General features: G+C 69.4%; 9 protein-coding genes. 4 read left to right on the forward strand and 5 right to left on the reverse strand.

All coding sequences use genetic code 11. The features are described 5' to 3' along the window. Nucleotides 1-85: GDP-mannose 4,6-dehydratase (locus KBI5_RS28710; RefSeq protein ID WP_330219012.1), on the reverse strand; the 85-nt coding region annotated here is incomplete at its 3' end. A 64-nt stretch (nucleotides 86-149) separates the two neighbouring features. Further along, nucleotides 150-2516 carry an acyltransferase family protein gene (locus KBI5_RS12325; RefSeq protein WP_023841594.1) on the reverse strand — a complete coding sequence of 789 codons (2367 nt, stop codon included), beginning with the start codon at nucleotides 2514-2516 and terminating at the stop codon, nucleotides 150-152. 189 nt (nucleotides 2517-2705) lie between these two features. Between KBI5_RS12325 and KBI5_RS12330 the strand changes: the two genes are divergently transcribed. The 3 genes from KBI5_RS12330 to rpsA all read left to right on the forward strand — a co-directional run bounded on the left by KBI5_RS12330 (nucleotide 2706) and on the right by rpsA (nucleotide 7818). Beyond that, on the forward strand, nucleotides 2706-4007 hold the full coding sequence (locus KBI5_RS12330; RefSeq protein ID WP_241882838.1) for a glycosyltransferase family 39 protein: 1302 nt from the start codon (nucleotides 2706-2708) through the stop codon (nucleotides 4005-4007). 193 nt (nucleotides 4008-4200) lie between these two features. Continuing rightward, nucleotides 4201-5856, forward strand: coding sequence for an acyltransferase (locus KBI5_RS12335; RefSeq protein WP_085015296.1), 1656 nt, complete (start codon nucleotides 4201-4203; stop codon nucleotides 5854-5856). Nucleotides 5857-6339: 483 nt separating this feature from the next. Beyond that, nucleotides 6340-7818, forward strand: a complete 1479-nt coding sequence (gene rpsA / locus KBI5_RS12340; RefSeq protein ID WP_085015297.1) for a 30S ribosomal protein S1 — start codon at nucleotides 6340-6342, stop codon at nucleotides 7816-7818. Between the two features lie 149 nt (nucleotides 7819-7967). Here rpsA and KBI5_RS12345 read toward each other — a convergent pair whose 3' ends face one another. Further along, nucleotides 7968-8150 (reverse strand): Trm112 family protein, encoded by a 183-nt coding sequence (locus KBI5_RS12345; protein WP_011435508.1) that lies wholly within the window; start codon nucleotides 8148-8150, stop codon nucleotides 7968-7970. Nucleotides 8151-8437: 287 nt separating this feature from the next. Here KBI5_RS12345 and KBI5_RS12350 point away from each other — a divergent pair, with 287 nt between their 5' ends. After that, nucleotides 8438-8974 carry a glutathione peroxidase gene (locus KBI5_RS12350; protein ID WP_011435509.1) on the forward strand — a complete coding sequence of 179 codons (537 nt, stop codon included), beginning with the start codon at nucleotides 8438-8440 and terminating at the stop codon, nucleotides 8972-8974. A 94-nt stretch (nucleotides 8975-9068) separates the two neighbouring features. Here the strand turns inward: KBI5_RS12350 and KBI5_RS12355 are convergent, their stop codons facing one another. Then, a complete protein-coding gene (locus KBI5_RS12355; RefSeq protein ID WP_011435510.1) occupies nucleotides 9069-10124 on the reverse strand; it encodes a glycosyl hydrolase in 1056 nt (351 codons plus the stop codon). Next, nucleotides 10121-10975 (reverse strand): hypothetical protein (locus tag KBI5_RS12360; RefSeq protein WP_085015298.1); only part of this gene is annotated, 855 nt, incomplete at its 5' end. The genes KBI5_RS12355 and KBI5_RS12360, both read right to left, overlap by 4 nt.

The following is a 10975-nucleotide window of genomic DNA, read 5'->3' on the forward strand; positions in this document are numbered from 1 at the left end:
ACACCTCATAACCCTTCGCGGTCAGCAACTCACCCAGATACAACCCGTCCTGACCGGTAATCCCGGTAATCAGCGCGCGAGGCACGTCGAATCCTCCTGTAGACCGCCCGGTACTGGGCGGAAGGTTAGCGTCGGGTAAAGCGGGCGGGTCAGCCGGGTCCCGCTCCCGTGGTCGGCGTGGTCGGCGCGGGTGCGGCGGCCGCTGCTCCCCGGGCGATCCGGAGAAGCTGGGGAATGATCGCGACACCGATCCGTCGGGCACCGCCATTGGAGATGTGCACACCGTCGTCGTCGCGTAGCCGGACACCGTCCAGTTCGTCGACGTACTTGTCACCCGGAGTGAGAATTGACGTGATGTCGATCACGGTGACGCCGGGATGGCGAGCCGCCGCGGCCCGCAGCAGCGCGTTGAACCGCACCACCCGTTCGGCCTTCGTCTCCGGGTAGATGCCGCCGTTCGGCGCCTCGGTCGGCTTGAACACCGGGGTCGTCAGGAGCACCACCTTGGCACCCTTGGCGCCGAGCGTGTCGATGGCGAGGTCGAGTTCCCGGCCGAGGTAGGCGTCGAACCCCGGATCGCCGATGTGCGTCCACCGGCCGTCCCGCATCTGGTCGGTGACCTCCCAGCGACCGACCAGCAGGATCGCGAGCGCGGGGTTGACCTCGTTCACCCGTTGGGCGAACCGTTGCGGCCACTGGTCGCATCCGTCGGTGGTGGGACCGGCGCTGCCGAGGATGCGCCGCTGCATCCCCCGTGCGACGCCACACCCCAGCTTGGAGAAGTCGTGGATCTCCATACCCTGCTGGGCGGCCATCGAGGAGAAGTCGCTGAACCCCAGGGTGAGAGCCACCGAGTCGCCGCCGAGCAGGACCTTGATCGGGGGGTTCCCGCCGGCCTTGACGGCGACGGCCGGTTGTGGGGAGGTCGCCGCCCGCCGCGCCAACGCCTCCAGGTCCGCGGGAGTGCGCACCGACGCCGACGTCCCGGCGGTCGCCAGCAGGATCACCGCGAGCACCCCGCCCAGGGCGGCGGGCACCGTCACCCGCGGGACGGGGAAGCGTACTTTGCCCCGCCGGATCGGGTTCTCCACGAGGTGGAACGAGGCCAGTGTGATCGCCAGCGTGGCGGCGAGGCGGAGCCCCAGCAGGACCACGCCGTTCGTCCCGGTGCGGGTCGCCGTCAGCGTGAGGAAGATCGGCCAGTGCCACAGGTACAGGCCGTACGAGATGCGGCCGACGAAGGTCAGCGGGGCGGTGGCCAGCACCCTCGCCACCGGGCCTCGGGGCGCTTCCACGAGCGAGGCGACCAGCAGCATCACGATGATCGCAACCCCGAGGAAGCCGCCGGCGTAGAGTCCGCGGCTCTCCCCACCCACCGTTGTCCAGAGGAGGATCATCGCAGCCGTGGCGACACAGCCGACGACCGACATGACCGACCGGGCCCGGGCGGAGATCGGGGTCGTCCGCTGGGCCCGCCAGACGGCGAGGGCGGCCCCGACCAGCAGGGCCTGGGCGCGGCTGTCGGTGCCGTAGTAGATCCGGGAGGGGTTCGTCCCGACCACGAGCAGGGCGAGGCCCACCAACGCGGACGCCTCGGCGCCGAGGACCGCGACCGTGAGCGCGAGCGACTGGGCCTTCTGGCGCTGCCGGCGCCAGCGGTCCACGGTCTTCGCGCTGTGCCGCATCAGCAGGTAGACGATCAGCGGCCACAGGACGTAGAACTGCTCCTCAACGGACAGTGACCAGGTGTGCAGCAGAGGTGACGGAGCCGAGAAGTGGTCGAAGTAGCTCTGGTCGGACAGCGCGAAACGCCAGTTTGCGACATAGAGCAGCGTGGAGAGCGCGTCCAGCCGCAGGGTTCCCACGTCGCCGGGGGAGGCGATCCAGCGGGCGTAGGCCGCCACCCCGAGCAGCAGCAGCAGCAGCGCCGGCATCAGGCGGCGGGACCGGCGGATCCAGAAGGCGCGAAGGTCGATGCGCCGGTTGTAGCGGTACTCGGCGATCAGCAGGCCGGTGATGAGGAACCCGGAGAGGACGAAGAAGGTGTCGACGCCGAGCAGGCCGCCGGGCATCCACGAGACGCCGGCGTGATATGCGATGACGGCCGTGACCGCGAGCGCGCGCAGGCCGTCGAGCGCGGGGGAGTGCCCGAGCGGCGCGAGCACGGGTCCGGTGGCGTCGAGATCCTCCTCGACCCGCAGCGGCCCCGTCGCCTCGCGCGTGCCGGTCCGCGGCCGGGTGCCGGCCCGGGCTCTCGCCCCGGGTGCCGTCACCGTCCCGGGAGACCGGTAGGGAGGTCCGGCCGGCGGCCGGGTGGCCCCGGGCGCCGGGCGAGTCCCGCCCAGGCGGGTATTGATCGGGACGGTGTCGGTGGGCTCCGGTCCGGGTGCCACCCGGCGGTGGCGCCCACCGGAGGCGAGCGGGAAGGTGTCGGCGTCGTTGCTGGTCAGCCTCGTTCCCTCCTCGTCGCCGGGGGTTGCGTCGGCTGCGACCTCGCCAGGACATACGACAGGCAAGGCTAATCGCAGCGGCGTGGAAGGACGTACGCGCGGTGTGCTCGCCGCTGTCGCGGCGGACGCGGTGTCGAGCCGTTATCGGGACATTGGTACCTTCCGCGCGTGTCTGAGACCACGGCGGGGCTCCCCCGGATGGTGGCCCCGGCGCCGGCGGTGTCCACGGGCCAACCCACGTCTCGATTCCCCGTGATGTCGGGGTTCTCCGCGATGCTGGGGCGGGCGCGGCCCGTGCGCTGGCACCTGTGGCTGGCCGCGATCGGGCTGCTCGGTCTCGCCGTCCGCCTGTTCTACCTGTTCCACTGGCTGCATCCRGCGGTCGTGGAGGGGGACGCGTACTACTACCACGAGGCGGCGAACCTCTTCGCAGCCGGCCGGGGCTGGCCCGATCCCTACGAACTCGCCCTGTCCGGCCGCTACGTCCCCGACGCCCAGCACCCCCCACTGACCAGCGGGCTRCTGGCCGTGCCATCGGTGCTCGGATTCACCAGCTTCCTGTCCCACCAGCTGTTCTCATGTCTGCTCGGCGTGCTGTCGATCGTGCTTGTCGCCCTCGCCGGGCGGCGGATCGCCGGCCCCGTGACCGGACTGGTGGCGGCCGGGATCGCCGCTGTCTATCCGGGCATGTGGCTCAACGACCCGCTGTTGATGTCGGAGACGACCGGGATCCTCACCTGCGCGTGGATCATCCTTGCCGCCTACCGGTTCCGAGACCGGCGGACAGTCGCCGACGCCGCCTGGCTCGGAGCGGCCCTCGCTGCGGTGATGCTCGCGCGAGCGGAACTGGCGCTGCTCGCCGTGGTGCTGGTGGTGCCACTCGTCGCCACGGCCCGTGAACTCGCCTGGCGGCGCCGGATCGCCCTGGTGGCCGTCGCGGCGGCGGTGAGTGCGCTCACGATCGCGCCCTGGACCATCTACAACCTGTCCCGGTTCAGTGAGCCGGAGTACCTGTCCACCGGGCTCGGCTCCACCCTGGCGGTCACCCACTGCCCGGCCAGCTACTCCGGCCGGTACGTCGGCTGGTGGTCGTTTGACTGCATCCTGGCGTTGCCACCCTCGCCCCAGGAACGCTCCGAACGGGATGTGTTCTACCGCCGGGCCGCGTACGACTACATCAAACACAACGAGCGCAGCCTGCCCCGGGTGGCCGCGGCGCGGCTCGGTCGGACGTGGGGGGTCTACCGGCCCTGGCAGCAGGCCCGGCTGGACACCATCGAGCGGCGCCCCCTGCTCCTCAGCCAGGTCGGGATGGTCACGCTGTGGCCGTTGGAGATCGCGGCGCTCGCCGGGGTCGTGGTGCTGCGCCGCCGCCGGGTCGTGCTGCTGCCACTGCTCGCCGTGCCGATCGCCCTGAGCCTCGCCTCGGTCGCGATCTACGGGACGACCCGGTTCCGGGCCGCCGCGGAGCCCGCGATCGTGCTGCTCGCCGCCGTCGCGATCACGGCCGCCGCGCGGTGGCTCGGGCGTCGTGTAGTGGCTCGGGTGCCGCGGTAGGTTCGCGGACCGGCCGGCCGGGGCCCCTGGGTGCGGATCCGCTGGCGGGCTTCTGTGCGCGGACTGGCTGGCCGGGTAGACCGTCCGGCCGGGTAGAAAGGGTGGGTTCGCTCGGGGTGTCGACGTGGTCGCGCACACCGGACTGGTACGTTGCCTGGGTGCCGGACCTCGCTGATCTCCGGGCGCTCGGTCGGTGAATGGACCCGCCCTTTCCCTCACGGCCGCAGCCGATTCCGGCGCAGCCGCCGGCCCGGCCGGCACCGCTTCCATCCCCGAACCGCGCACTCCCGCGCCGGTCCGTCCACCCAAGGTCGTCTTCGACGGCTTCGACGGCCTGCGCGCGATCGCAGCGGTCCTCGTGGTCGTCGTGCACACCGCGTTTCCCGCTGGTTTCACCACCAGCAGCCGGCTGGGCCCCTACACCGCCCGGGGTGAGATCGGTGTCGCGGTCTTCTTCCTGATCTCGGGGTTCCTGCTCTACCGTCCGTTCGTCGCCGCCCGGTTCGCCGGCATCCGCGGCTCGGACGCCGCCGGCTACCTGGTCCGGCGGTTCATGCGGATCGTCCCGCTGTACTGGGTGGCGCTCGCCGTCACGCTGACCGTGGTCAGCAGCAAGCGGGTCGGCGTGCACGGCTTGGCCGGTCTGCTCCAGACGGCGTTCTTCGTCCAGGGTTATCAGGAGCACTGGGCGATCCAGGGCCTCACCCAGGCCTGGACCCTGGACGTCGAGGCGGCGTTCTACCTGGCGATACCGGTGTACGCGTGGCTGCTGCGGCGGCGGGACCGTCCGCCCGCCGCCCAGTTGCGCGTGGAACTCGCCGCGCTCGCGGTTACGTTCGTCGCCGCCAAGATCGTTCACTACCTGGTGATTCCGTCCACGCAGACCTGGATGAACGGCTGGAACGTCTGGCTGCCGGTCTGGTGGGACCTGTTCGCCATGGGCATGCTGCTCGCCGTGCTCTCGGCCTGGTACTCCCGGCAGGGCAGGTCGCCGCGCTGGGCGGAGCTGCCCGGCTCGGGCACGGTGTGCTGGGGCATCGCCGCGTTCTTCTACTGGGTGTCGAGCAGGCATCTCGGCCTGCCGCTCGTGCCGATCTTCGAAGCCACGCGGAGCCAGGACATGGGCAAGCACCTGGGCTACGGGTTGTTCGGCTTCTTCCTGCTGCTCCCGGCGGTGTTCGGCCACGGCGACCGCGGYTGGGTGCGGCCGCTGCTGGCCAGCCRTCCGCTGGCCTTCCTCGGAGCGATCWCGTACGGCATCTATCTGTGGCACTCGGCCGTCATCGACCTGGTGCTGGAGCACAGCGGCTGGCGGCTGTGGAAGATCCCCTACCCGCCGTTTCTCCTGGTGGTCCTCACCCTGACCGTCGGGGTCTCCACCGTGACGCACTTTTTGATCGAGCGTCCCTGCATCACCCTCTCCCGGGAGTGGGCCCGGCGGGCCGACAGATGGGTGGCGAGGCGCTTCGAAGGGGCGGCGAGGGGCGGGGAGGGCGGCCTCGTGAGCGGGGCCGGCGGATCGCCGGGCGAGGTCGAGGTGATCGGAAAGCCCGTCGATAGCCCGACGGTGCCACTCGCGTCAGGCCTCATGTCACCACGGAACATGACGGACCGGGACGCGCGAGACCCGTCCCCTCCGGTCCGGTCTCTCGATCCCGACCTGCCCGGCGTGCCGGATGGACGGGCGTCGCGCGCCGGGTGGAAGCAGCCCCGGGTCGAGTTCGACGGTCTGGAATGGCTCGGGCCGCAGCCCGCGCCGCAGCCCGGTGGGCCTGGGGCACAGCCGGCCGAGCGCGGGGGGCCCGAGCGCGGGGGGCCCGAGCGCGGGGGATCGGCGAGCCGGCGCTGACCCGAAAATGACCGGGCGTCGGGCGCCGCGAGGCCAGGCCGTCGGCAGGTGTCGGGAATCGGACGCCACGAACTCACCCATTTATCCACTTTTCAACCGATCTGCGCCGTCAGTCCCTGTCGTGTCCCGTCCGCACACGTTCCCACCCGTGTGCCGCGACGATCCGTGGGACGGCGTTGTCCCGCCTACCGCGGTGCCACGCCGCCACCAAAAACTACATATGGACGTCATGTGTCTGCGCAGAGTGAGAGTGATGGCGGACGGYGCACGTCTTGGTACGGGCGCCCGTTGACCACCCTGGACACCCGTCCCTAGACTTGGGGGCGTGCACGAGGGTCTGTGGGTCTCAGACCGAGCGGATCCACTCGAGCGTCGTTATCGTTTCTGACAGTTTCTTCGTTTTTGGCGTTGTTTCTGTCCCTCGGTCCCGGCGGTTCGATCCGGCCCTCGCGCGGACGACCACCCCTAGCCGGAGCCGACCCCTTGACGAGCACCACCGACGTACGACCCGTGGAGACCGTGACCATCTCGCCCAGCCCGACCACACCACAGGTAGCGGTCAACGACATCGGCTCGGCCGAAGACTTCCTTGCGGCCGTCGACAAGACGATCAAGTTCTTCAACGATGGCGACATCGTTGACGGCATCATCGTCAAGGTCGACCGCGACGAGGTGCTGCTCGACATCGGCTACAAGACCGAGGGCGTGATCCCGTCCCGGGAACTGTCGATCAAGCACGACGTCGACCCGCACGAGGTCGTCAGTGTGGGCGACCACGTCGAGGCCCTTGTCCTCCAGAAGGAGGACAAGGAAGGCCGCCTGATCCTGTCCAAGAAGCGTGCGCAGTACGAGCGCGCCTGGGGCACGATCGAGAAGCTCAAGGACGAGGACGGTGTCGTCACCGGCACCGTGATCGAGGTCGTCAAGGGTGGTCTCATCCTCGACATCGGCCTGCGTGGCTTCCTGCCGGCTTCGCTTGTGGAGATGCGCCGGGTCCGCGATCTGCAGCCCTACGTGGGCCGCGAGCTCGAAGCCAAGATTATCGAGCTGGACAAGAACCGCAACAACGTTGTGCTCTCGCGGCGGGCCTGGCTCGAACAGACCCAGAGCGAAGTCCGTTCCGAGTTCCTCGCCCAGCTGGCCAAGGGCCAGATCCRCAAGGGCGTGGTCAGCTCCATCGTCAACTTCGGCGCCTTCGTGGACCTCGGTGGTGTGGACGGCCTCGTGCACGTCTCCGAGCTGTCCTGGAAGCACATCGACCACCCGTCCGAGGTGGTCGAGGTCGGCCAGGAGGTTACCGTCGAGGTCCTCGATGTCGACTTGGACCGCGAGCGGGTCTCGCTGTCGCTGAAGGCGACGCAGGAGGACCCGTGGCGTCAGTTCGCCCGGACCCACGCGATCGGTCAGGTCGTTCCAGGCCGGGTCACGAAGCTGGTGCCGTTCGGTGCGTTCGTCCGGGTGGACGAGGGCATCGAGGGTCTGGTCCACATCTCCGAGCTGGCCGAGCGGCACGTGGAGATCCCCGAGCAGGTCGTGAACGTCGGTGACGAGATCCTGGTGAAGGTCATCGACATCGACCTCGACCGCCGCCGCATCAGCCTGTCRCTCAAGCAGGCGAACGAGGCGACAGGGCTGGCTGTCGACGGCGAGGCGTTCGACCCGAGCCAGTACGGCATGGAAGCCAAGTACGACGAGCAGGGTAACTACGTCTACCCCGAAGGCTTCGACCCCGAGACCGGGGAATGGCTCGAAGGTTACGAGGAGCAGCAGGCGGAATGGGAGCGGCAGTACGCCGAGGCCCAGGCCCGCTTCGAGGCGCACCAGGTCCAGATCCGGGCCGCGCAGGAGGCCGATGCCGCCGCGGCGGCCCCCTCCTCCTACACCTCCCAGTCCGAGCAGCCTTCCTCGGCGATCGATGAAGAGGCGCTGCGTCGGCTGCGTGAGCAGTTCGGTCGGGAGTAGCCGACTCCCGTCACCGACGGTCGGGGCCCGGGGATCTTCTCCCCGGGCCCCGACCGATTTCCGATCCTTTCCCCTGCCCGTCCCAGACCCGGCGGAAGCCCAGTCCCGGGTAGAAGCTCAGCCCGGGCAGAGGGAGGTCCTGGGCCGGATCAGGACGAGGAGCGTGCCACGGCCGGGTCGACGTGATCCGGCCTGAGCAGGATCGGAACGTCGTCGCGGATCTCGTAGCGATGGCCGAGACGCGGGTTGACCAGCCAGCCGTCGACGAGCTCCAGCGGTCCCTTGTCGACCGGGCAGGCGAGGATCTTCAACAGTTCGGGTTCGATGGTCATCTCTGACGTTCCTGTTCGTCGTCTTGGGGGCCGTCGCGGGACCCGTGAGTATCCGTTCCGGATCCCATGAGCATCGCAGACACCCAGGTCGGCCCTGACCGGTCCCGACCGGGGGGCGCCAGCCATCCCGGTGTCGATCCCGGTCGTGAGGCACCGGTTCGCCTCGCTGACGGGTTATGCAACCAACTCGATGACATAAAAACTTCTGGGGGATAGCGTCGAAGTCGCTCGGCGGCCGGAGACCGGCCGCGAAGTCCCAGCTCGCCCTCATCGAGAGTCAGGTGTCCATGACTGTCCATGACTTCACCGTCGATGCCGCGGACGGAACCTCCCGCTCGCTCGGCGACTACGCCGGCCAGACGTTGCTGATTGTCAACGTTGCCAGCAAATGCGGTCTGACGCCGCAGTACGAGGGGCTGGAGTCCCTGTACCGGGATCTGCACGGCCGCGGCCTGGAGATCCTCGGCTTCCCGTGTAACCAGTTCGGCGGGCAGGAGCCGGGCACCGATGCCGAGATCCAGGAGTTCTGCGCCACGAAGTTCGACGTCACCTTCCCGGTCCTGGGGAAGATCGAGGTGAACGGACCCGACGCGGCCCCGCTGTACACCCACCTGCGTTCCGAGGCGCCCGGTGACTTCGGGCCCGATGCCGGTTTCCTCTACGAGCACATCAAGAAGACCCGGCCGGAAGCGATCGGCACCGACGAGATCAAGTGGAACTTCACCAAGTTCCTTGTCGACCCGGACGGAAAAGTGGTCCGCCGGTACGAGCCGACTGTCACCCCCGAGGAGATCCGCAAGGACCTCGAGGCCACCCTGGCCTGATGGTTCTCCCGTGCCCGGCCTGCCGCTATCGCCGGCCGGGCACGCCGAAGCCGACGGTGCCCGCCGRCTTCGCGGCAGGAGTAGGCGAGCGCGGTCAGCGGTCGCCGAACAGCGCCAGATAGCGTTCCGCCGCGTTCGGGTTCAGTACCGGCCTGTACAGCGAGGACTCCACGTTCCCCTCCTCGGCGTTGTTGAAGTACGCCTCGTAGGCCAGGGCGTCGGCGTTCGCGGTGAAGGTCTCGTACATCTTCTGGATGTAGTAGGGGTTGTCGCCACCGCCGCCGGTCGTGCGCACCAGACCCCACTCCGGAACGGCGAACTTCTTGCCGTGGGCGCGGGCGAAGGCGATCACCGTGCACAGACCGGACCGCAGATGACATTGCCGGTCCCAGATCGTCTTACTGACGGACGCGGGGTAGGAGTCGTAGGAGTCGATGCTGACCACGTCGACGTAGTCGTCACCGGGATAGGCATCCCAGATGTCCTGACCGCTTACCGGCAGGTGATCCCGGTGCGCGGTCATGTTCCAGTCGATCCGCACGTGCGGCGCGGTCGACCGGATCGCCAGGACCGTGCGGCGGTAGCAGGTCTTCCAGGTCTCGACGTCGCGTGGATACCACCAGAACCAGTCGCCGTTGAACTCCCAGCCGAGCCGGACGAAGGCGTCGCCGCGGCCGAACGTCGTCAGCGTGGTGCCGAACTGCCGCCAGTAGTTGTCGTAGGCGCCAGTCGCGCAGGTGGCCTCGTCGCCGTCTTTGGGAAACATCGGCTGGGCGACCGACAGGCCGCCGGGGAACTTGTCCCGGGTGAAGGCCTGCGTCGGCCAGCCGGCCGAGACCAGGTTGGTCCAGTCCTGCCGATCCGTGAAGACGACGGCCAGGTCCACCTTGCGGCCGGTGAAGACCGACCAGAGGTTGACGTCCGCAGGGTAGTTGCCGTTGGCGCCGGAGACCCAGCGCACGCCGCCGGGCTGGGGCGGCTTGGGTTTGTTCGAGCAGGAGCTGAGCCCGCCGGCGACCAGGCCGATGACCAGCAGGAGGAGCAGCGGCAGCGGGAGCGGATGGGCGGCACGTCTGTTCCTCGTCCGGGCGGCGCGGACGGTGCGGCGGCCGGCAGACCCCCACCCTCGCGGTGCCGGTCGCGGTCTCACGCGACGGAGGGTCTGTGCATGGTGGAGGGTCCGTGCATGGTGGAGGATCGCTGCGTACCCGAAGCCGTGGCAATGGCGCCGAGCAGCGGCGTCTCCAGCGGGCCGGGCCGCCGAGCCTGTAGCCAGGCCTGCACGGCCTCGGCCTCGACCGCCCAGTCGTGACCGGGAACGAGCGCCTCACCCAGCTCCATGTGCGTGGCCATGGAGGGCTCCGGCACCAGCATCGTGCGGCGCAGCCGTTCGGGCCGCGCCAAGGCGACGGCGTTGAGTGTCGTGCGCAGCCCGCTCAGCACCACCCGACGAGCGATCCGCGCGGCGGGGGGTGGCGGGGCGAACGCAGGCGGTTCCCCGCTCAGCTCGGCCAGCCGGAAGGGCTGGAAACCCTGCAGAGTGAGACAGGTCGCGCGGTCGAAGGCGCCGCCGACGAACGGGATCGAGCGCAGCAGCAGTTCGTCCTCGAGCAGGGTGCCGACCCGCAGACCGAACGTGCTGGTCGTGGTGGCGGCCCTGGCCCAGGTCACGCCGTCGACCACCGGCGCGTGGGAGTGGCTGCCGCCGTCCCGGTGGATCATTGGCCGGCGGCGGGTGGTGGTTGAGGAGAATCGCAGCGTGCTGTAAAGGGTGAAGTAATCGACCGCGGGGAGCGCGGTCGCTGCCGCGACGAGACTGGAAAGCGATTTTTCCGTGTACAAATAGTCATCTTCGGCGAGCCAGACCAGATCGTCCGGCGACCAGCGCCGGACCCGCGGCATCCGCAGCACGTACCGGTAGGACGCGCGATTGCTGCCGCACTGCACCGACTGCACCTCGCCGGCGGACGTCATCACGGCAAGACGCTCCGCCGGCATAGG

The sequence above is a fragment of the Frankia sp. KB5 genome (assembly GCF_002099325.1).
In the GTDB taxonomy this organism is placed as follows: Bacteria; Actinomycetota; Actinomycetes; order Frankiales; family Frankiaceae; genus Frankia; species Frankia casuarinae.

Excerpts from the sequence above, each read along its gene's own strand:
- KBI5_RS12345 (WP_011435508.1), bottom strand. The coding sequence starts at position 8,150 with ATGACCATCGAACCCGAACTGTTGAAGATCCTCGCCTGCCCGGTCGAC.
- KBI5_RS12350 (WP_011435509.1), top strand. The coding sequence starts at position 8,438 with ATGACTGTCCATGACTTCACCGTCGATGCCGCGGACGGAACCTCCCGC.